Source organism: Streptomyces sp. NBC_00820, assembly GCF_036347055.1.
GTDB lineage: Bacteria > Actinomycetota > Actinomycetes > Streptomycetales > Streptomycetaceae > Streptomyces.
The window spans coordinates 1,292,201-1,313,119 of sequence record NZ_CP108882.1; the positions used below are offsets into that span (position 1 = coordinate 1,292,201).

Below are 20,919 nucleotides of genomic sequence, written 5' to 3' on the forward strand. Positions count from 1 at the left end.
GCCCCTCGTCGTCGTGCCGCCGTGACTGGCCTGCTTACGGCTTGGGAGTCGCGTGCGGGGCGCAGGTCACGTCGGAGGTGTCCATCCTGCCGGTCAGCAGGTAGGTGTCGACCCGCTCGTTGATGCACGGGTTGACCAGGCTGGTCACGCCATGGGAGCCGGCGTCCTTCTCGGTGATCAGGCGCGAGCCCTTGAAGCGCTTGTGCAGGTCGACGGCGCCCGGGTAGGGGGTCGCCGCGTCCCGCGTGGACTGCACGATGAGCACCCCGGGCAGACCCTTGTGGGTCCTGACCTCGACCGGCGTGCCCTGCTTGCCGGACCAGGTGGCACAGGGCAGGTTCATCCAGGCGTTGGCCCAGGTCATGAACGGGTAGTCCTTGTTGAGCCGGGTGTTGTCCCGGTCCCAGGTCCGCCAGCTGGTGGGCCACTTGGTGTCGGAGCACTCGACGGCCGTGTAGACGGCGTTGCTGTTCTCCGACGCGATGTTGCCCGCGGTGTCGGACAGGTCGGGGGCGGCCGCGTCGACGAGCGCCTGGGTGTCGCCGGCGACGTACTTGCCGAACACCGAGGCGACCGGCACCCACGAGGAGTCGTAGTACGGGGCGCTCTGGAAGAAGGCGATCAGCTCGGCCGGTCCGACGACCCCGCCGATGGGGCTCTTCTTGGCGGTGGCACGCAGCTTGAGCCACTCGGCCTGGACGGCGGCGCGGGTGGTGCCGAGGTGGAAGGCGGCGTCGTTGGCGGCGACCCAGTCCTCCCAGTCCTTCCAGCGGCCCTCGAAGGCGATGTCCTGGTTGAGGTTCGCCTCGTACCAGATGTTCTCGCGGGACGGGTCGACCACGCTGTCCACGACCATCCGGCGCAGGTGGCCCGGGAAGAGGGTGCCGTAGACGGCGCCGAGGTAGGTGCCGTAGGAGACGCCCAGGTAGTTGAGCTTCTTCTCGCCCAGCGCGGCCCGGATGACGTCGAGGTCGCGGGCGGTGTTGAGCGTGGTCATGTACGACAGCATGCCGCCGCTGCGCTCGGCACAGCCCTTGGCGTACGCGCGGGCGAGCTTGCGCTGGGCGGTCTTGTCGGCCTCGGTGTCCGGGACCGGGTCTGCCTTGGGCGCCTTGACGAACTCCTGCGGGTCGGCACAGGAGATGGGCGCCGAGTGGCCGACGCCGCGGGGGTCGAAGCCGACGAAGTCGTAGGCCTTGGCGACGTCGGCCCAGACGGCGGCGTTCGTCGTGACCCGGCGCGGGAAGCGCATGCCGGATCCGCCGGGGCCGCCCGGGTTGTAGACGAGGGCGCCCTGACGCTCCCGCGGGGTGCCCGTGTTGCCGATGCGGTCGACGGCCAGCTCGATCTGCTTGCCGTGCGGCCTGGCGTAGTCGACCGGTACGGAGACCCAGCCGCACTGGATGGGCTTCTCCAGACCCCAGTCGGCGGGGCAGTCCTTCCAGTCCACGCCGGCCTTGGCGGCGCGGGCTGCGGCGATCTCGGCGCCGCGGGCCTCACGGTTGTGCGTGTGGCGGCTGTCGGCGCTGGCCGCGGGCGCCGACACCGCGCCGGCGATCAGGGTCGCGGTGACGAGCGCTCCGGCGGAACCGAGTGCCAGCAGGCGGCTCTTCGGTCTGATGTCCCTCAAGTGGGCCCCTCCCCGTGCATAGCTGCGACATGTCAGGCGGGGATCCTTTCGGCTGTGAACCGGCTGAGAACAGGGGGATCGCACCATCTTTACCAATCCGATAAACGGATCGTCGCGTATCGCTGAGCGGGACGTCGCCGAAGCGGCGGGTTCAGTTCGCGGACAACTGCGCGGACAGCCAGGTCAGGGCCTCGTCCAACGTCCGCCGCAGGCTGAGCGCGTCGGGGGCGACCGCGCTGACGAGGACGGCGGGCCCGGCGAGCGGCATCAGCGCGGCCCGTTCCCCCAGCATCCGCGCGGCGACCGGGTTCCCGGCGAACTCGGGTCGCGCAACCACCAGTTGCCCCACCGACCGGTACTCACCGAGCACGGCGGGGCCGTCCCATCCGCCGGGCGCTCCAGGACCGCAGGACAGCTCCTGGTCCAGCACGGCATGCCCCGCGACCCGCACGGTGAGCCGGCTGGTGAGCCGGCCGGGCTCCTCCCCGGCCCGCCCCAGCACCTGCTCCTCACGCAGCACCAGCCGTGCGCCGGGGCCGAGTTCGGCCCGCGTGGTGACGTGCAGGTCGCTGCCGCGGGCCGAGATCAACTGCTCCGGCATCCAGTGCAGTTCGGCCCCGTCGGCGACGTCGAGCCGTACGCCGTAACGGGCTTCATCCTTGCCCTGCCCCGGCAGCGCGAGGGTGGCGGCGGCCGATCCGACGTGCAGCCGGGCCCCCTCCTCCACCCGCACCTCGACGGAGAAGCGGTCACCGCCGTGCGGTCCGCTCATCGCGCCGACCATCATGACCCGCGCCTCGGCGCCGCTCGCGCGGGTGCGGCGCGGCGCGAGCGGGCCCTCGCCGTCCAGCACGGGCAGCGCCGTACCGCCGCGCCCGTCGGGGCGGGCCGTGATCCGGGCGTGCGCACGGACGCCGGACGCCGTCACGCCGCCCACGCGGCGATCCGCTCCCGGACCCAGGCGGCCACCTCGGCGACCCCGGCCTCTCCGCGCAACGACTGGAATACGACGGGGAGTTCGGCGCGTTGCGCCTTCGCGTCCGCGCCCATCCGGGCGAGGTCGGAGCCGACGTGGGGCGCGAGGTCGGTCTTGTTGACGACGAGCAGGTCGGCCGTGGTGACACCCGGACCGCCCTTGCGCGGGATGTCGTCCCCGCCGGCGACGTCGATCACGAAGATCTGCGCGTCCACGAGCCCCCTGGAGAAGGTGGCGGTCAGGTTGTCGCCACCGGACTCGACGAGGATCAGGTCCAGCGGCCCCACCTCGTCCTCCAGGTCCTCCACGGCTTCGAGGTTGGCGGAGATGTCGTCACGGATCGCGGTGTGCGGGCAGGCGCCGGTCTCCACGGCCGTGATCCGCTCGGGCGGCAACACCGCCTCACGGAGGAGGAATTCGGCGTCCTCGCGGGTGTAGATGTCGTTGGTGACGACGGCCAGGGACAGCTCGTCGCGCAGCGTCCGGCAGAGCGCGGCGACCGTGGCGGTCTTCCCCGAGCCGACCGGGCCGCCGAGCCCGATGCGCAGGGCCCGCCGGGTCCCGTCGGGGCGACGCGCGTCGGCGCTCACGGCGGAGGCACCGTGCTGGGGGTGGTGGGGGTGGTCGAGGTGCATGTACGGCTCCTTCGTGCGAGGTCTGCTGTGGCGGGTGCCGTTGTCGGCGGGTGCTGCTGTCGGCGGGTGCTGCTGTCGGTCCGTCCGGCGTTCGAGGACGAGGCCGCTCAGGCCGATCGGGGGTCCGGGGAGCGGAGCCCCGGCGGGTCGCAGGGGCGGGCCCCTGGAGCAGGGGAAGGGCGCGGGCGGCGGGACCCTTATGAGGCGAACAACCGCACGGCCCACCCCGCATGCCACTGCGCCCCGATCTCCAGCAGGGGTCCCGACCCGGCCGGCACCGCGTCGGTCCCGTCCGCGGCCACCCGCCGGGCCGCCTCGACCGCCGCACCCGCGACTCGGTCCACCTCCGGGGCCAGCCGGGCCAGAACTCCGGTCGCCTCGAAGGGATCGAGGCTCAGCAGTCGCACGGTGGCCGTGGCCGGACCGCTCACGCTGTCGTACGCCGCGCAGTACGCCGCGTCCTCGGGCGCCAGCCCGGCGGCCCGGGCCACCACCCCGAGGACCACCGGCTGATGAGCCCCCTTGGGGAACTCCCGGGCCAGGTCCTCCAGTTCGCCGGACGGCCAACTCGCCCGCGCGGCCCGCGTCAGCTGCCGGCCGAGCCTGCGCGCGGCGCCGCGCAGCGCGGGCGACGGCGTTCGGGCGTCGGCCGCCGCGTCCAGCTCGCGGGGGTCCACACCGAGGACGGCGGCGGCCGCCAGCGCCCCGGCGACCAGCCCGGCGGTGTGCAGCCGTCCGCGGCAGAAGTCCTCCAGGCTCGCGGCCGAGGTGATCCGTCCCGCCTTGACGGCGGCTTCCGCCCCGCCGGAGTGCGCGTGCCCTCCGGCGGGGAAGCGGCCGTCGGCCAGGACGAGCAGTGCGGCCCTGGACATCAGAAGAGGAAGTAGCGCTGGGCCATGGGCAGTTCGACGGCAGGCGCCGCCTCGACCAGCTCGCCGTCGATGTACACCGCGAAGCTGTCGGGGTCGATCCGCACGTCCGGCCGGGCGTCGTTCTCGCGCATGTCGGCCTTGGTGACCGCCCGCGTGGACTCGATCGCCACGAACCTTTTGCCCAGCCCCAGCCGTTCGGGCAGGCCGTCCTCGATCGCCAGCGGGGCGGCGAAGTTGACGGAGTTGGCCGCCGGAGCCCGTCCGATCGCGCCGTACATCGGCCGGGGCAGGATCGGCTGCGGGGTGGGGATGGAGGCGTTGGCATCGCCCATCTGCGCGTACGCGATCTGCCCTCCCTTGAGGACGAGAAGCGGTTTGACCCCGAAGAACGCAGGCTCCCACAGCACCAGGTCGGCGAGCTTGCCGGCCTCGACGGAGCCGATCTCGGCGGCGAGACCCTGGGCGAGCGCGGGATTGATCGTGTACTTGGCCACGTACCGCCGCACCCGCCGGTTGTCCGCCCGCCCGTCGCCCGGGAGCGCGCCCCGGCGTCCCTTCATCACATGGGCCGTCTGCCAGGTGCGCAGGACGACCTCGCCTACGCGGCCCATCGCCTGGGAGTCGGAGGAGATGATCGAGATGGCGCCGAGGTCGTGGAGGATGTCCTCGGCACCGATGGTGGACGGCCGGATGCGGGACTCGGCGAAGGCCAGGTCCTCGGGGACCGCCGGATTGAGGTGGTGGCACACCATCAGCATGTCGAGGTGTTCCTCGGTGGTGTTGACGGTGAACGGCCGCGTGGGGTTGGTCGAACTGGGCAGCACGTGCGGCTGGGAGACCACGCTCATGATGTCCGGCGCGTGCCCGCCGCCCGCACCCTCGGTGTGGTACGAGTGGATGCCCCGCCCCGCGATCGCGGCGAGCGTGTCACCGACGAAGCCGGCCTCGTTCAGGGTGTCGGTGTGGATGGCGACCTGGACACCGGTGCGGTCGGCCACGGTGAGCGCCGCGTCGATGACGGCCGGGGTGGAACCCCAGTCCTCGTGCAGCTTCAGACCGACGGCGCCGCCGCGGATCTGCGACAGCATCGCCTCGTGCGAGACGGTGTTGCCCTTGCCGAGGAAGCCGACGTTGACCGGGTAGGCCTCCATCGCCTCCAGCATGCGGGCCAGGTGCCAGGGCCCCGGGGTCACGGTGGTCGCCTTGGAGCCCTCGGCCGGGCCCGTGCCGCCGCCGACCAGTGTGGTGACGCCCGAGGCCAGCGCCTCGTCGGCGATCTGCGGGCAGATGAAGTGGACGTGCGCGTCGATGGCGCCGGCGGTGAGGATCCGCCCGTTGCCCGCGATGACCTCGGTCTCGGGACCGATGACCAGGTCGGGGTGGACGCCGTCCATGGTGTCCGGGTTGCCGGCCTTGCCGATTCCGGTGATCCGCCCGTCGCGGATGCCGACATCGGCCTTGACGACGCCCCAGTGGTCGACGATGACGGCACCGGTGATCACGGTGTCGGGGGTGCCGTCCGCGCGGGTGGCCCGTGACTGGCCCATGGACTCGCGGATGACCTTGCCGCCGCCGAAGACCGCCTCGTCGCCCGAGGTGCCGGGGCCGCCGGAGCGGTCCTCCTCGATCTCGATCAGCAGGTCGGTGTCGGCGAGCCGGATGCGGTCGCCGGTGGTGGGGCCGAACAGGTCGGCGTAGGCGGCGCGGGAGATGTCAGGCATCGAGGGCACCTCCGGTCTCGCCGCGCAGGCCGGGCACGATCCGGGCGCCGGCGAGGGGGACGAGTTCGACGTCGACGGGGATACCGGGCTCGAAGCGCACGGCGGTGCCGGCAGCGACGTTCAGCCGCTTGCCGCGGGCCGCGGCGCGGTCGAAGTCCAGGCCGGGGTTGGCCTCGGCGAAGTGGTAGTGGGAGCCGACCTGGACCGGCCGGTCGGCGGAGTTGAGCACGGTGAGCCGGGTGACCTCGCGCCCCTCGTTGAAGGCGACCGGGCCGTCCGCGAACAGCACCTCTCCGGGAATCATCGCGGCCCCCTCAGAGGATCGGCTCGTGAACGGTGACCAGCTTGGTGCCGTCCGGGAAGGTCGCCTCGACCTGCACGTCGTGGATCATCTCGGGGATCCCGTCCATCACGTCGTCCCGGGTGAGGACCTTGCGGCCGGAGGACATCAGCTCGGCGACGGTACGGCCGTCCCGCGCGCCCTCCAGGATGTGCGACGTGATGAGGGCGACCGCTTCCGGGTGGTTGAGCCGGAGCCCGCGGGCCCTGCGCTTCTCGGCCACGTCGGCCGCCACGTGGATCAGCAGCCTCTCCTGCTCATGCGGGGTCAGTTGCACGTCCCACCTCACATCCTCGCTCCGGACCGTGCGGGATCCGGTTGCCGCGGCCACCACGACGGGACAGATGTAACACACGGACAAGACGCCCGACCGCGATCAACTCGGCCGGAAGTAACCCCTGGTGGCGTGGAGGGGCAGGTTAGTTCGCCGGAGTTTCGGCGACGTTAACCAGACCTTGATCGCACCATGACCACCCGATGGTCCGCGCGATACCGGCCACGGGCGCAGCCTGCCGGTCACGGGCGCGGGTCACCGGCCGGCCGAGAGCCCCGCCGCACCGAGGCGCGCCGCGCCGGTTACGAGACACCGGTCCCCCGGTGTTCGGCGGCGATCCCGAAACGCCGCCGCTCACGCGCCGCGGAGTCGATCTCCCGGACGTCGGACACGCTGCTGATGACCTGCTCCCCGGCCGGCTCGTCGAGCGCGTCCAGCCGCTCCGGATCGGCGGCCGAGACCAGCGCGACGAGGGGCTTGCCGCGCCGTGTGACCACGACGCGCTCACCGCCGTACACCACGCGGTTGATCAGGTCGGCCAGTCCTTGACGACGCGTCACCTCACACCCCCAAGAGAACGTACGTCCTGTACATTTTCCGCAGAAGCGAGGTCGTCAACGACCCTGTCGCGAGGAGGGGTACGCCCATGAGCCGTCTGTCCGCCCGTCACGTACTGCCCGAGTTCAGCGAGCGCGCGAGCACGGGCCTGCGCACACTCGATCCCTACTCGAAGCTGTTCGAGAGCCGGGTCGTCTTCCTCGGGACACCGCTCGACAACACCGCGGCCACGGACGTGATCGCGCAGTTCATGCAGCTCGAGCACGCGGCCCCGGACCGGGACATCACGCTGTACGTCAACTGCCCGGGCGGCTCGTTCCAGGCGATGACGGCGGTGTACGACACGATGCGGTACGTCACCTGCGACGTGCAGACCTACTGCCTCGGCAAGGCCGTCGCGGGCGCGGCGGTGCTGCTCGCGGCCGGGACACCGGGCAAGCGGTTCATGCTGCCCGGCGCCCGTGTGGTGCTCGAACAGCCCTCGCTGCCCGAGCCCGCGTACGGACAGCCCAGCGATCTCGCCATCCAGGCGGCGGAGTTGGTCCGGACGCGCGCGGTGATGGAGGAGATGCTGGTCAGGCACACCGGGCGCGACGCCGAACAGGTCCACCGGGACCTGGAGCGCGAGCTGGTGCTGGAGGCGGCCGACGCACGGGAGTTCGGGCTGGTGGACGGAATCGTCACGACCCGCGGGATCGCACCCGCGTCCGGTGCGTCCGGTACATCCGGTGCGCCCGGCACTTCGGACGCTCTGGACGGGAGGTGAGGCGGCGATGCCGCCGGAGGAACTCCCGCCGCTGCCCGCGCTGACCCGCGCCGAGGGCGAGGTGATCGACCGTTACCTCCAGGGGGTGTCGTTTGGATCAGGTCGGATCAGGGCGCGGCGTCCGGTGCGGTGCCTCGCAAGGCGGAGGATCTGCCGCGTACCGGACGTACTCGGCTGATCCGACAACGCGGCGAGGTGCCGTGCCGGGCGTCGCGGACCCGAGCTGATCCAAACGACACCCCCTAGGTGGCCGACCTGCTGGGCCGGATCAACCCGGCGCGCGAGGGCGACACCTATCGGGGGCTGCGCGCGGCGCAGGCCCTCGTGCGCAAGGCGACAGAACTGCGTGACGCGCTCGCGTTGATGCATCGGCGGGGCGAGACGGAGCTGCACGGGGACACGCCGGCACGGGCGTTGCGGATCCTGGACGGCGAGCGCCGTACCGCGCGCGTCGTGCTCCCGCCCGACTGCGTCCGCCGACCCGGACACGCGGTCCGGTCCGAGGGGCCCCTCGTGTCGAGGGGCCGGCCCGACCGGGTCCGAAACGGCCCGAACGACGGACCGCCGACCGGTGTATCTCCAGAACGTTTTCCGGGCCTTCCGACTTGCGCACCGAGGGGGATCAGGGCCCGCGCGGGGCCGCTCCACCGCAGGTCGGGGGCTACGCAAGCGATCTGATGACGCCTCGAAAGCACCACTGTCCACCCGAACGGGCGAGTGGTGAGCAACACCACAAATCCCCGATTCCATTGGGATTTTCGCACCGCCGTGAGTGAAGATCCCTGTCTGACGACAAGCCCCCGCCACAACGGCGGGGCGGTCCGGGCGGACGCCGAGTCCTGCCGCCGCCCGGATGACCGGTCGACAGGAGTGGATCGGCAGGAGTGGAGGACCCGAGCAAGACGGGTCGCCGGGACGAACGTTCGCCGTGAGGCGGGCGGGCGTACCGAGCAGCCCTTGGGGTGAAGCCGCGAGAACGCGGCCGGGCAACTTCGCCAGCCCGAATCCGACAGGTCATCCTTCACAGGCGGCTGACGAAGGGTTGCGCATGACTGCGCTCAATCGTGTCCCGTCGCTGATGGCCAGGGCCGGTACGGCCTCGGCCCTCACTCTCGCCGCCGTGGGCGGCTCGATCGCGGTGCCCGGCCTCTCCGCCGACGCCTCGGCCGCGACCATGGCGACGAAAGCACTCCAGGTCGCGGCCTCCAAGAAGGGCTCCCCGTACCGTTACGGGGCCACCGGTCCACGCAGGTTCGACTGCTCGGGGCTGACGCTGTACTCGTTCAAGAGGGTGGGCAAGAGCCTGCCACGCACGGCAGCCCAGCAGTACAACAAGACCCACCACGTCTCCGCCGGCCGCCGCAAGGCGGGGGACCTGGTCTTCTTCCACTCGGGCTCCAGCGTCTACCACGTCGGCATCTACGCCGGTAAGGGCAGGATCTGGCACGCCCCCAAGACCGGGACGGTGGTTCGCCTGGAGAAGATCTGGACCAAGAGCGTCTGGTACGGCCGGGTCAGCTGACCTCGGCTCAGGACCGGAGCGGCTCCCGCCACCGAGCCGCTCCGAGCGCCGTCAGCGCCGCCCCGGTGCCCGCCCGCCTGCCGCGGGCGGCCCGGGGCCGACGCGCCCGCCCACGCACCCGCCCACGCGCCCGAGACCCTCAGCGCACCCGCCTGCCCCGCTCCCGCTCCCGCTCCCGCTCCCGCCGGGCTACGGCTCCTGTCGGGCCGGGGCACGGCTCCCGTCGGGTTACGGCTCCTGCTGCCCCGCGGCCGTGAGCGGCTCTGCCGGGACGGTCCAGGGCAGTTCGATGGAGACCGTCTTGCCGCCCTCCCGGGTGGGGCGGATGCGCAGCCTGCCACCGCATTCGGCGGTGAGGCAGCGGATGATGACCATGCCGCGCCCGTTGTCCTGCTGAACCGCGGCGGGCAGTCTCTTCGGGAGGCGTGGATGGCTGTCCGTCACACCGACGCGCAGGCGTTCGTCGCGGTCGAGGGCGATGTCGACGGTGAAGGTGGGTGACTGGCCGAAGGTGTGCTGTACGGCGTTGGTGGCGAGTTCCGAGACGATGAGCCGCACCGTGTCGGCCGTTTCGCTGCCCGACGGCAGACCCCACTCCGCGAGGATGCCCATGACGTAGGAACGGGCCGCGGAGACCGAGGCGGGATCGCTCGGCAGAGTGACGGATGCTTCCAGGTGATCTGCCATGGCGACGTCGTCCCTTTCCACGGAACCGCGGTCCGGCGAGGAGCGGAAGGTTCGAGTACGGTCCCGCACTGGTGGTTCCTCGTCAGACTGCCATCATCGGCGCCGGTCAGGGGACCGATCCACCAGGATGTGCATATATCTGTCGCTCGAAGCGGTGAACTCTGCGACCGGAGACCGCATTTGGGCGGCCTTCAGGGAGTATGAAGGAGGAGCCCATGCAGAACGGCCCCGCGGTACGACGCCGCAAACTCGGAGCCGAACTGCGCGCGCTGCGCGCCGGGGCGGGACTCACCAGCGGTGACGCGGCCCGTCTGGTGGGCTGGCACCAGTCGAAGGTCAGCCGCATCGAGACCGGTTCCAGTGGCGTGAAACCGGCGGACGTGCGGTTACTCCTGGACGCCTACGAGGTGCGGGACGGGCAGCTGTGCGAGCTGTTGCTGATGCTGGCGGGCGCGGAGGACGCGGGCGGCCGGCACCGCTGGTGGCACGCGTACCGCGGGGTACTGCCGCCGACGTACCGGGACTTCATCAGCCTGGAGTCGCAGGCGAGCGGGATGCGCACCCTGGAGACGTCGGTGGTCCCGGGCCTGTTGCAGACCCCGGAGTACGCCCGGGCGGTGACCCGGGCGGCGGTGGAGGGCGTGCCCGGGGAGCGCCTGGACGCGCTGGTGGAGGTGCGCCTGGCCAGGCAGGACGTGCTGCGCGCCGACCCGCCGCTGAGGCTGGACGCCGTACTGGACGAGGCGGTGCTGCGGCGTGAGGTCGGCGGCCCGGAGGTGATGGAGCGCCAGCTGGAACGACTGCTGGAGGCCGCGCGTCTGCCGCAAGTACGTCTGCAGGTACTGCCGTTCGGTGCGGGGGCACATGTCGGCCTCACCGGGCCTTTCGTTATTTTCTCATTTCCGAGCACTTCTGATCTAGACGTGGTTGTTCTCGACCAGTTGACGAGTAGCCTCTACCTGGAACGGAAAGAAGACCTCCAGGCCTATGCGGAGGCCTTCGACACCCTCAGGATCCGCGCTCTCTCGCCCGAGGATTCGCTGGATTACATCGCCGGAATAGGTGACGGCGCGTAAGGAGGCACGATGACTGCACTGCCTCGGAACGTCCCTGTCAGTACCGATCTGCACGACGTGCGCTGGCTGCGTAGCAGCTACAGCACGGGAGCGAACAACTGCGTGGAGACGGCCCGGCCGCGCTCCGGCCCCTGGGCCGGGGGGCTCGCCGTGCGCGACTCCAAGAACACGGCCGGACCCGCGCTGCTCCTCTCCCCCGGGAGCTGGGCGGGTTTCGTCGCCGGGCTCCGGTAAGCGGAACCATCGCCGGCCCCGGTGGATCGAGGGTTCTCCCGCATATCGACCGCCGGTCAGGCGACCTCGACCGCTAGAGGATCAACCTCAACCGATCAGATTCGATCACTTTCGCGCGATGCCCGGCCGTGTTCCGCCGACTCATGGTCGTGTCTCGCCGATCACCCGTACAGCGCGTTCGATCTCGGCCCCGGAGAGGTCCGCACGGGCGGTCAGCCTCAGCCGTGAGACGCCGTCGGGCACGGAAGGAGGGCGGAAGCAGCCCACGGCCAGGCCCGCCGTACGGCAGTCGGCGGCCCAGCGCACGGCCTGCTCCGGGGAGGGGGCCCGCACGGAGACCACCGCCGCGTCCGGCCGTACCGCCTCCAGGCCCGCGGCGGTCAGACGTGCGTGCAGTTCGGCGGCGACCGCGCGGGCGCGCACCGCCCGCCCGGGTTCGCGCCGCAGCAGCCGCAGCGCCGCCAGTGCCGCGCCGGCCGCCGCGGGAGCCAGTCCGGTGTCGAAGATGAACGTACGGGCCGCGTTGACCAGATGGCCGATCACCCGCGCCGGTCCGAGCACCACCCCGCCCTGGCTGCCCAGGGACTTGGACAGGGTGGCCGTGACGACCACGTCCTGCGCGCCCGCAAGCCCGGCCGCGTGCGGCGCGCCCCGGCCGCCGTCGCCCAGCACGCCGAGCCCGTGGGCGTCGTCGACGACCAGACCGGCGCCGTGCTCCCGGCACGCCTCGGCCAGCGCGCCCAGCGGGGCCGCGTCGCCGTCGACGGAGAACACCGTGTCGGAGACGACGATCGCCGCTCCCCCGTGGGTGCCCAGCGCCTTGTCCACGGCGTGCGGATCGGCGTGCCCGACGACTTGTGTGGTGCCCCGGGCGAGCCGGCAGCCGTCGATGAGCGAGGCGTGGTTGCCCGCGTCGGACACGATCAGGGAGCCGTGCGGGCCGAGTGCGGTGACCGCGGCCAGGTTGGCGGCGTACCCGGAGGAGAGGACCAGTGCCGCCTCGAAGCCGCAGAAGTCCGCCAGCTCGCGCTCCAGCTCGGCGTGCAGCTCGGTGCTGCCGGTGACCAGGCGGGAGCCGGTGGCGCCGCCGCCCCAGGTGCGGGCGGCCCCGGCCGCCCCCTCGGCGACCTCGGGATGCCGGGCGAGGCCCAGGTAGTCGTTGCTCGCCAGATCCAGCAGCGGGGAGTCGGCCGGGCGTGGGCGCAGGGTCCGCAGGAGTCCGGCGCGGCGCCGCGCCTCGGCCTGCTCGTCGATCCAGCCGAACGCCATGGCTCCTCCGGAGGAATTTGTAGGTTGCGGACAGACCATAGCGGGCCGGCCGGGCACCCATGATGTGGCAATACCCACACGGTGAACCGCCTCTGTTGTCCGATGTCTCCTTGGCCGGGAGCGGTCCCGTAGGACAGGATCGGGCCTCATGGACCTGCTGAACACGCTGGTGGACAAGGGGCTTCGGCGCGAGCTGCCGACCCGCGAGGAAGCGCTCGCCGTACTCGCCACTTCCGACGACGACCTGCTCGACGTGGTGGCCGCGGCCGGCAAGGTGCGCCGGCAGTGGTTCGGGCGGCGCGTGAAACTCAACTACCTGGTCAACCTCAAGTCGGGCCTGTGCCCGGAGGACTGCTCCTACTGCTCCCAGCGGCTCGGCTCCACGGCCGGGATCCTGAAGTACACCTGGCTCAAGCCCGACGAGGCCTCCGAGGCCGCCGCCGCCGGCCTGGCGGGAGGCGCCAAGCGGGTGTGTCTGGTGGCGTCCGGGCGCGGCCCGACGGACCGGGACGTCGACCGGGTCTCCGAGACCATCAAGGCCATCAAGGACCAGAACGAGGCCGTCGAGGTGTGCGCCTGTCTGGGGCTGCTCTCCGACGGCCAGGCCGAGCGGCTGCGCGAGGCGGGCGCCGACGCCTACAACCACAACCTCAACACCTCCGAGGCGACCTACGGGGACATCACCACCACCCACACGTACGCCGATCGGGTGGACACGGTGCGCAAGGCGCACGAGGCCGGCCTGTCCGCCTGCTCGGGTCTCATCGCGGGCATGGGTGAGAGCGACGAGGACCTCGTCGACGTGGTCTTCTCGCTGCGCGAGCTGGACCCCGACTCCGTTCCGGTGAACTTCCTGATCCCCTTCGAGGGCACCCCGCTGGCCAAGGAGTGGAACCTCACCCCGCAGCGCTGTCTGCGCATCCTCGCGATGGTCCGCTTCGTCTGCCCGGACGTGGAGGTGCGCATCGCGGGCGGCCGCGAGGTCCACCTGCGCACGATGCAGCCCCTCGCGCTCAACCTGGCCAACTCCATCTTCCTCGGCGACTACCTGACCAGCGAGGGCCAGGCCGGCAAGGCCGACCTGGAGATGATCGCCGACGCCGGGTTCGAGGTGGAGGGCGCCGACCAGGTGACGCTGCCCGGGCACCGGGCGGCCGGCGAGACCGGGTGCGGTACGCGGGCGGAGACCGGGTGCGGCGATCAGGCGGAGGCCGGGTGCGGCGGGCACGGGGACGCGGGCTGCGGCGGACATGCCGAGGCCGGCTGCGGTTCCCACGCGGGCGGCGGGGTGTGCGGTACGACGCCCGCGCCGGCCGCCGCCGAGGCGCGCACCGACCTCGTCGCCGTCCGCCGCCGGGGTGCCGGAACGGATCTCGCGCCCAATGCCTGACCTGCCCGGCCTGAGCGTCCCCGAACTGCTGGAACTGGACCGCCGGCACGTGTGGCACCCGTACGGCCCGATGCCCGGACGCGTGGAACCGCTCGTCGTGGAGTCGGCGAGCGGGGTCCGGCTGAAGCTCGCGGACGGCTCGGGCGAACTGGTCGACGGCATGTCGTCCTGGTGGTCGGCGATCCACGGCTACAACCACCCCGTCCTCAACGAGGCGGCGCACGCGCAGCTGGGGCGGATGAGCCATGTGATGTTCGGCGGGCTCACGCACGAGCCCGCCGTGCGGCTGGCGAAGCTCCTTGTCGACATGTCACCTGACGGCCTGGACCATGTGTTCCTCGCCGACTCGGGGTCGGTGTCGGTCGAGGTCGCGGTGAAGATGTGCCTGCAGTACTGGCGTTCGCTCGGCCGGCCCGGCAAGCAGCGCCTGCTGACCTGGCGCGGCGGCTACCACGGCGACACCTGGCAGCCGATGTCGGTGTGCGACCCCGAGGGCGGAATGCACGAGCTGTGGACCGGGGTGCTCCCGCTCCAGGTGTTCGCGGACGCGCCGCCCGCGGAGTACGAGGAGTCGTACGCGGAGCACCTGCGGTCGACGGTCGAACGGCACGCGGACGAACTGGCCGCGGTCATCGTCGAGCCGGTGGTGCAGGGCGCGGGCGGGATGCGCTTCCACTCCCCCGCCTATCTGCGGGCGCTGCGCGAGGCGTGCGACGCGCACGACGTGCTGCTGGTGTTCGACGAGATCGCGACCGGATTCGGGCGCACGGGCGAACTGTTCGCGGCCGGGCACGCGGGCGTGAGCCCGGATGTCATGTGCGTGGGCAAGGCGCTGACCGGCGGCTATCTGACGATGGCGGCGACGCTGTGCACCTCGCGGGTGGCCGACGGGATCTCGCGCGGCAAGGTGCCGGTCCTTGCCCACGGTCCGACGTTCATGGGCAACCCCCTGGCCGCGGCCGTGGCCTGCGCCTCCGTCGAGCTGCTGCTCGGGCAGGACTGGCGCGCGGAGGTCGGACGGATCGAGGCGGGCCTGCGGGAGGGCCTCGCCCCGGCCGCCGGACTTCCCGGTGTGCGGGACGTACGGGTCCTGGGCGCCATCGGGGTCGTCCAGCTCGACCACGAGGTGGACATGACCGCGGCCACCCGGGCCGCGGTGCGGGAGGGCGTGTGGCTGCGCCCGTTCCGCGATCTGGTCTACACGATGCCGCCGTACGTCACGGACGACGCGGACGTGGCACGGATCGCGCGCGCGGTGTGCGCCGCGGCGCGGGAGGGATGACATGCCGGTACTGGTGATCACGGGAACGGGCACGGAGATCGGCAAGACGGTCACCACCGCGGCCGTGGCCGCGGCGGCGCTCGCGGCCGGTCGTTCGGTGGCCGTGCTGAAGGCCGCGCAGACGGGGGTACGACCGGACGAGCGCGGGGACGCCGACGAGGTCGCCCGGCTCGCGGGCGGGGTGACTGCTGCCGAACTGGCCCGCTATCCCGAGCCGTTGGCGCCGGGTACGGCGGCCCGGCGGGCCGGGATGCCCCCGGTGCACCCGCACGAGGTGGCCGAGGCCGCGGCCAAGCTGGCCACCGAGCACGACCTGGTGCTGGTCGAGGGCGCGGGCGGCCTGCTCGTACGGTTCGACGACGCGGGCGGCACGCTGGCGGACGCGGCGGCGCTGCTCGGCGCGCCCGTGCTGCTCGTCGCCCCGGCCGGCCTGGGCACCCTCAACTCCACCGAACTGACGTCCCGCGAACTGCGCTCCCGTGACGTGGAGTTGGCGGGCGTTGTGATCGGCAGCTGGCCCGACTCCCCCGATCTGGCCGCCCGTTGCAATGTCGCCGACCTGCCGGAGGTCGCGGCAGCTCCCCTCCTCGGCGCCATCCCGGCGGGCGCGGGCACCCTGCCACCGGCCGACTTCCGCGCCGCGGCGCCGGGTTGGCTGGCAGCGCGGCTGGACGGGACCTGGGACGCGGGGGCGTTCCGGGCGCGGGAAGCGCGGTAGGCGCGGCAGGCGGGCTCTCCGTCGCGGACGTGCCGACGCCGGAGTCTCGGCCTCACATCCCGGATCCCGGATCCCTGTTCGCGGGGATCCGGGATCCGGGATTCGGGGGCTCGGGCTCGGGGCTCAAGGCGCTGATCTCGGCCGCCGTGGCTCGGGCCTCGCCAAAAGGGCGCTCTCGACAGGGTGTTCGGGTCCTCGGAGCCGGAAAACGTTTCGAATGTGGGTCGGGTCACACTAGGCTCGGCCCGTTCGGGATGTCGGGGCGTCAAGGCGACGGGGAGGCAGTCTTGTTGACTTCTGCTGCGGAGAACGTGCCGGGCGGTGTGCCCGGTGGCGGGATCGCGGCCCGAGCCCGCGGTCTGACCAAGGCGTACGGTTCGGGCGAGACCGCCGTACTCGCCCTGGACTCGGTGGACGTGGACATCGCGCGCGGTCGTTTCACCGCCGTGATGGGTCCCTCCGGCTCGGGGAAGTCCACGCTGATGCACTGCCTGGCGGGCCTCGACAGCGTCTCGGCGGGTCAGGTGTGGCTCGGCGACAGCGAGATCACGGGGCTGAAAGAACGGGAGCTGACTCGGCTGAGGCGGGACCGGATCGGGTTCATGTTCCAGTCGTTCAACCTCATCCCCACGCTGAACGCCGCCGAGAACATCACGCTGCCCATGGACATCGCGGGCCGCAAGCCCGACCAGCAGTGGCTGGACCAGGTCATCGACACGCTGGGCCTGCGCGGGCGGCTCAAGCACCGCCCGGCACAGCTGTCGGGCGGTCAGCAGCAACGGGTCGCGTGCGCGCGGGCGCTGGCCTCCCGGCCGGAGCTGATCTTCGCGGACGAGCCCACCGGCAACCTGGACTCACGGGCGGGGCTCGAGGTGCTGGGTTTCCTGCGCAGCGCCGTGGACGACCTGGGGCAGACCGTGGTGATGGTCACCCACGATCCGGGCGCCGCCGCCCACTCCGACCTGGTGCTCTTCCTCGCCGACGGCCGGATCGTGGACCAGATCGAACGGCCGTCGGCAGAGGCCGTGCTGGAGCGGATGAAGGCGTTCGACGTGGTGCGCGGCCGCAGCGGTGACGAGGCGAGCGCGCCGGACGGCGAGAAGGCACTGGGCGGCGAGCAGGCAGTGGGCGAGAAGAAGACGCTGGACGGCAAGAAGGCGCTGGGCGGCAAGAAGGCGCAGGACGACGTGGACGGCCAGGACGAAGTGATCGTGCGGGACGACGCGATCGTGCGGGAGGACTGACCCGGTGTTCAAGGCGACCCTGAGGAGTTTCCTCGCGCACAAGGGACGGCTGGCGCTGTCCGCGCTCGCCGTCGTGCTGTCCGTGGCGTTCGTCGCGGGCAGCCTGATCTTCTCCGACACCGTCACCCGCACCTTCGACCGGCTGTTCGCCTCGACCTCCGCGGACGTGACGGTCGAGCCGAAGGAGGACCTGAAGTCCCCGGTGCCGACCGGCACGGTCCAGACCGTGCCCGCCACCCTGCTGGACCAGGTCGTGAGGGTGAGCGGGGTCGCGGCGGCCCACGCGGACGTGTCGGTGCAGAACGTCGTGGTGATCGACAGTCACGACAACTCCGTCGGCCCGACCACCGGTGCCCCCACCATCGCCACCTCCTGGTACGTGACCCACCGCAGTCCGGTGAAGCTGACCTCGGGCCATGCGCCGCGAGGAGCCGGCGAGGCGCTGCTCGACGCGGACACGGCCGCCAAGAAGCACGTGCGGATCGGCGACACGCTGACGGTGCAGGCGCAGCCGGGCACGTTCCGGGTGAAGGTCGTCGGCATCGCGACGTTCACCACCACCAACCCGGGCGCCGCGCTGGTCTTCCTCGATCCGGCGGAGGCCGGGCGTCAGTTGCTCGGCTCCGCCGCCCGGGCCACCAGCATCTCGGTGGAAGCGGCCCAGGGCGTGTCCGACACGGAACTCAAGCACCGCGTCGCCACAGCGATCGGCACCGGCGACGGCACCTACGAGCTGAAGACCGCCGACGAACAGGCCAAGTCGGCCGCGGCCGACCTCGGCGGGTTCCTCGACGTCATCAAGTACGTGATGCTGGGATTCGCCGGGATCGCCGTCCTGGTCGGCATCTTCCTGATCGTCAACACCTTCTCCATGCTGATCGCCCAGCGCACCCGTGAACTGGGGCTGCTGCGGGCGCTGGGAGCCGACCGGCGCCAGGTGCGGCGGTCGGTGCTCCTGGAGGCGCTGCTGCTCGGGTTCACCGGCTCGACGCTCGGTCTCGCGGCCGGCATCGCGATGGCGTTCGGGCTGATCCGGCTGATGGGCGCGTTCGGGATGAACCTGAAGGCCGCGGAGATGGTCATCGGCTGGGGCACGCCGGTCGCGGCGTACGTCGTCGGCGTGGGCGTCACCTTCGTCGCCGCCTACCTGCCCGCGCGGCGGGCGGCGGGCGTCTCGCCGATGGCGGCGCTCGCCGATGCCGAAATCGCCGGTGTGGGCAAGCCGTTGAAGGCTCGGGCGATCGTCGGCGCCGTGATCGGGGCACTCGGCGCGGCCGCGCTGGCCGGGTGCGCGGCGGCCACCGAGTCCGCCTCGGCGGGTTCGCTGCTGGGCCTGGGCGTGGTCCTGACGCTGGTCGCGACCGTCGTCGCCGGTCCCCTGCTGGTACGGCCGGTGATCCGCGTTCTGGGCGGCGCCTTCCCGGCGCTGTTCGGGTCGGTCGGCCGGATGAGCCAGCGCAACGCTCTGCGCAATCCCCGCCGCACCGGCGCCACCGCGGCCGCGCTGATGGTCGGACTGGCGCTGGTCGGCGGGATGTCGGTGGCGAGCGCGTCCATGTCCGCCTCCTTCGACCAGGAGATCGACCAGACACTCGGCGCCGACTACGTCCTCCAGAGCTCCAACTTCACGCCGTTCGCCAAGGAACTCACCGACACCGTGGCCGCGACGCCGGGCGTCGGGCTCGTCGTACGGACGCGGATCACGGCGATCGCCGTACGGCTGCCGGACGGCGAGCGCGTGAAGACGGCCGCCGCCGGGTACGGGCCCCACCTCGACGACGTCGCCCATCTCACCTACTCCGGGGGCGACTCGGCGGCCGCGCTGGCCGACGGGAACCTCGCCATGGACGCGGCCTTCGCCAAGGACCACCGGGTGCGGGTCGGCAGCGTCGTCCCGGTCGAGTTCCCGGGCGGACGCCGGGCCGAACTGACGGTCGGCGCCCTCACCGACCAGGGCGCGTCCAACGGCTTCGGCCCGCAGGGCGGCATCTTCCTCGGGATGGCGACGCTGGAGAAGTACCAACCCGACGGGCAGGACTCGGCGCTCTACGTCAACGCGTCCTCCGGCACCGACGCCAAGCAGCTGCGCCCGCGCCTGGAACGGGCACTGAAGCCGTTCCCGCAGGTGCAGGTCCGCGACCAGGCCGACTACAAGAAGCTGGTGCACGACCAGATCTCCGTGCTGCTGTACCTCGTGTACGCGCTGCTCGGGCTCGCGATCGTCATCGCCGTGCTCGGCGTGGTCAACACCCTGGCGCTGTCGGTGGTGGAGCGCACCCGGGAGATCGGGCTGCTGCGCGCGATCGGGCTCGGCCGGCGGCAGTTGCGCCGGATGATCCGGCTGGAGTCGGTGGTGATCGCGGTGTTCGGCGCGGTGCTGGGGCTGGGGCTGGGGCTCGTGTGGGGTGTGTGCACCCAGCAGGTGCTGGCTCTGAACGGCATGACGGCGCTCGCGATCCCCTGGGGCACCATCGTGTCGGTCGTGATCGGTTCGGCGGTCGTCGGCATCGTGGCGGCCATGCTTCCGGCGTTCCGGGCGTCGCGGATGAACGTCCTGGCGGCGATCGCACACGAGTGACGCGTCAAGTCCCATGTCCAGCAGGTGAGTTCGCGTTCGAGCCGTCGGGAGAGTCGATGCCGCGCACGTTCCGCTTCGGGGTCGTCCTGATGGCCGCCGCGCCCGCCGCCGAGTGGCGCGCCAAGTGCCGTCGCGCGGAGGAGCTGGGGTACGACGTGATCCTGGTCCCGGACCATCTGGGCGTGATCGCGCCGTTCCCGGCACTGGTGGCGGCCGCCGAGGCGACGGAGCGGCCCCGGCTCGGCACGTTCGTGCTCAACGCGGGGTTCTGGAACCCCGCCCTGCTGGCCCGGGAGGTCGCGACCACGGACGCGCTGACCGGCGGCCGGCTGGAACTCGGCCTCGGCACCGGGTACGTCCAGGCCGAGCACAAGGCCGCCGGGCTGCCGTACGGCAGTCCGCGCGAGCGGGTGGACCACCTGCGCCGCACGGTGGCGGAACTGGACCGGCTGCTCGGTGACGAGGAGTACCGGCCGCGGCCGGCGCAGCGCCGGGTGCCGCTGCTGATCGGCGGCGACGGGGAGCGGACGCTGCGGCTGAGCGCCGGGCACGCGGACGTCGTCGGCTTCACCGGCCTGCGGATGACGCCCGGGACCACGACCGGGAAGCTGGAGCCCGTGCCCGCCGGGGAACTGGACCGGCGCGTGGCCCGCTACCGGGAGCTGTCGGCGGACCGGCCCGAGCCGGCGGAGCTGAACCTGCTCCTCCAGCTCGTGGCCGTCACCGACGACACCGCGACCGCGCTGCAGCCGCTGCTGGACCGCCGGCCGGAGCTGTCCGCGGAGGACGCGCTGGCTCTGCCGGTCGTGCTGGCCGGCTCCCTGGACGAGACCGTGGAGCGGGTACGGGCACTGCGCGAGCGGTACGGGATCACGTACCTGTGCGTCCTGGAGCCGTTCATGGAGGCGTTCGCGCCGGTGATGCGACGGCTGCGGGAGGACTCCGTCCGAGGCCACGGAAAGGTGCCCGCACCTCAGGGAACCGGCTGAGCGGCGGCCTCGGCGACGGAGGCCGGAGGTCGGGAAGCCACCGAGGCTGGAGGCCCGGAAGCCGCAGAGGCTGGGCCCGGAAGCCGCCGGGGCTGGGTGCGCGCAGGCGCCCGGAGGCCGCGACCACGGCGGTCAGGACGCGGGCCCGGAGAGCCTCG

Annotated in this window: 20 protein-coding genes, 1 pseudogene and 1 riboswitch; of the genes and pseudogenes, 11 read left to right on the forward strand and 10 right to left on the reverse strand. The window is 72.2% G+C overall.

The window, feature by feature from the left end; genetic code table 11:
• Positions 1 to 34: 34 nt before the first annotated feature.
• The 8 genes from OIB37_RS05945 to OIB37_RS05980 form a co-directional block, all read right to left on the reverse strand.
• Positions 35 to 1,630, reverse strand: a complete 1,596-nt coding sequence (locus OIB37_RS05945) for an alpha/beta hydrolase (protein ID WP_330456467.1) — start codon at positions 1,628 to 1,630, stop codon at positions 35 to 37.
• A 151-nt stretch (positions 1,631 to 1,781) separates the two neighbouring features.
• Positions 1,782 to 2,558: an urease accessory protein UreD gene (locus tag OIB37_RS05950; protein ID WP_443058255.1), complete on the reverse strand. Its 777-nt coding sequence runs from the start codon at positions 2,556 to 2,558 to the stop codon at positions 1,782 to 1,784.
• On the reverse strand, positions 2,555 to 3,241 hold the full coding sequence (ureG, locus tag OIB37_RS05955) for an urease accessory protein UreG (RefSeq protein WP_330456469.1): 687 nt from the start codon (positions 3,239 to 3,241) through the stop codon (positions 2,555 to 2,557). Before ureG ends, OIB37_RS05950 begins: the two co-directional genes overlap by 4 nt.
• Before the next feature lie 197 nt (positions 3,242 to 3,438).
• Positions 3,439 to 4,113 carry an urease accessory protein UreF gene (locus OIB37_RS05960; protein WP_330456470.1) on the reverse strand — a complete coding sequence of 225 codons (675 nt, stop codon included), beginning with the start codon at positions 4,111 to 4,113 and terminating at the stop codon, positions 3,439 to 3,441.
• Positions 4,113 to 5,834 (reverse strand): urease subunit alpha, encoded by a 1,722-nt coding sequence (locus OIB37_RS05965; RefSeq protein WP_330456471.1) that lies wholly within the window; start codon positions 5,832 to 5,834, stop codon positions 4,113 to 4,115. The genes OIB37_RS05960 and OIB37_RS05965 overlap by 1 nt, the downstream gene beginning before the upstream one ends.
• Positions 5,827 to 6,138 (reverse strand): urease subunit beta, encoded by a 312-nt coding sequence (locus OIB37_RS05970; protein ID WP_330456472.1) that lies wholly within the window; start codon positions 6,136 to 6,138, stop codon positions 5,827 to 5,829. Before OIB37_RS05970 ends, OIB37_RS05965 begins: the two co-directional genes overlap by 8 nt.
• 10 nt (positions 6,139 to 6,148) lie before the next feature.
• Positions 6,149 to 6,451 carry an urease subunit gamma gene (locus OIB37_RS05975; protein WP_330456473.1) on the reverse strand — a complete coding sequence of 101 codons (303 nt, stop codon included), beginning with the start codon at positions 6,449 to 6,451 and terminating at the stop codon, positions 6,149 to 6,151.
• A 299-nt stretch (positions 6,452 to 6,750) separates the two neighbouring features.
• Positions 6,751 to 7,008, reverse strand: a complete 258-nt coding sequence (locus OIB37_RS05980) for a type II toxin-antitoxin system Phd/YefM family antitoxin (protein WP_330456474.1) — start codon at positions 7,006 to 7,008, stop codon at positions 6,751 to 6,753.
• 86 nt (positions 7,009 to 7,094) lie between these two features.
• On the opposite strand from OIB37_RS05980, the gene OIB37_RS05985 reads away from it, so the two are divergent.
• From OIB37_RS05985 to OIB37_RS05995, 3 genes and pseudogenes are all read left to right on the forward strand, one after another.
• Positions 7,095 to 7,772, forward strand: coding sequence for an ATP-dependent Clp protease proteolytic subunit (locus tag OIB37_RS05985; RefSeq protein WP_330456475.1), 678 nt, complete (start codon positions 7,095 to 7,097; stop codon positions 7,770 to 7,772).
• A gap of 246 nt (positions 7,773 to 8,018) precedes the next feature.
• Positions 8,019 to 8,237 (forward strand): annotated as a pseudogene (locus OIB37_RS05990) (hypothetical protein); the annotation flags it as partial.
• Positions 8,238 to 8,686: 449 nt separating this feature from the next.
• A riboswitch (cyclic di-AMP (ydaO/yuaA leader) is annotated at positions 8,687 to 8,817 on the forward strand.
• Between the two features lie 3 nt (positions 8,818 to 8,820).
• A complete protein-coding gene (locus OIB37_RS05995; RefSeq protein ID WP_330456476.1) occupies positions 8,821 to 9,294 on the forward strand; it encodes a C40 family peptidase in 474 nt (157 codons plus the stop codon).
• Positions 9,295 to 9,522: 228 nt separating this feature from the next.
• Here the strand turns inward: OIB37_RS05995 and OIB37_RS06000 are convergent, their stop codons facing one another.
• Entirely contained in the window at positions 9,523 to 9,981 is a 459-nt protein-coding gene (locus tag OIB37_RS06000; protein ID WP_330456477.1) for an ATP-binding protein, read from the reverse strand.
• Between the two features lie 215 nt (positions 9,982 to 10,196).
• On the opposite strand from OIB37_RS06000, the gene OIB37_RS06005 reads away from it, so the two are divergent.
• Positions 10,197 to 11,057 (forward strand): helix-turn-helix domain-containing protein, encoded by an 861-nt coding sequence (locus OIB37_RS06005; protein ID WP_330456478.1) that lies wholly within the window; start codon positions 10,197 to 10,199, stop codon positions 11,055 to 11,057.
• Between the two features lie 9 nt (positions 11,058 to 11,066).
• Positions 11,067 to 11,291: a DUF397 domain-containing protein gene (locus tag OIB37_RS06010; RefSeq protein ID WP_330456479.1), complete on the forward strand. Its 225-nt coding sequence runs from the start codon at positions 11,067 to 11,069 to the stop codon at positions 11,289 to 11,291.
• A 141-nt stretch (positions 11,292 to 11,432) separates the two neighbouring features.
• On the opposite strand, the gene OIB37_RS06015 is transcribed toward OIB37_RS06010, so the two are convergent.
• Positions 11,433 to 12,560, reverse strand: coding sequence for an 8-amino-7-oxononanoate synthase (locus tag OIB37_RS06015; RefSeq protein WP_330456480.1), 1,128 nt, complete (start codon positions 12,558 to 12,560; stop codon positions 11,433 to 11,435).
• A gap of 148 nt (positions 12,561 to 12,708) precedes the next feature.
• Here OIB37_RS06015 and bioB point away from each other — a divergent pair, with 148 nt between their 5' ends.
• From bioB to OIB37_RS06045, 6 genes are all read left to right on the forward strand, one after another.
• Entirely contained in the window at positions 12,709 to 13,950 is a 1,242-nt protein-coding gene (bioB, locus tag OIB37_RS06020; protein WP_330456481.1) for a biotin synthase BioB, read from the forward strand.
• Positions 13,943 to 15,232 (forward strand): adenosylmethionine--8-amino-7-oxononanoate transaminase, encoded by a 1,290-nt coding sequence (locus OIB37_RS06025; protein WP_330456482.1) that lies wholly within the window; start codon positions 13,943 to 13,945, stop codon positions 15,230 to 15,232. Before bioB ends, OIB37_RS06025 begins: the two co-directional genes overlap by 8 nt.
• Position 15,233: 1 nt before the next feature.
• The gene (gene bioD / locus OIB37_RS06030) at positions 15,234 to 15,950 is read left to right on the forward strand and encodes a dethiobiotin synthase (RefSeq protein ID WP_330456483.1); all 717 of its coding nucleotides are present in this window, start codon (positions 15,234 to 15,236) and stop codon (positions 15,948 to 15,950) included.
• Between the two features lie 254 nt (positions 15,951 to 16,204).
• Complete coding sequence (locus tag OIB37_RS06035; protein WP_443058118.1) at positions 16,205 to 17,194, forward strand: ABC transporter ATP-binding protein; 990 nt, start codon at positions 16,205 to 16,207, stop codon at positions 17,192 to 17,194.
• A gap of 4 nt (positions 17,195 to 17,198) precedes the next feature.
• Entirely contained in the window at positions 17,199 to 19,772 is a 2,574-nt protein-coding gene (locus tag OIB37_RS06040) for an ABC transporter permease (protein ID WP_330456485.1), read from the forward strand.
• Positions 19,773 to 19,828: 56 nt separating this feature from the next.
• The gene (locus OIB37_RS06045; protein WP_330456486.1) at positions 19,829 to 20,761 is read left to right on the forward strand and encodes an LLM class F420-dependent oxidoreductase; all 933 of its coding nucleotides are present in this window, start codon (positions 19,829 to 19,831) and stop codon (positions 20,759 to 20,761) included.
• Positions 20,762 to 20,919 lie beyond the last annotated feature (158 nt).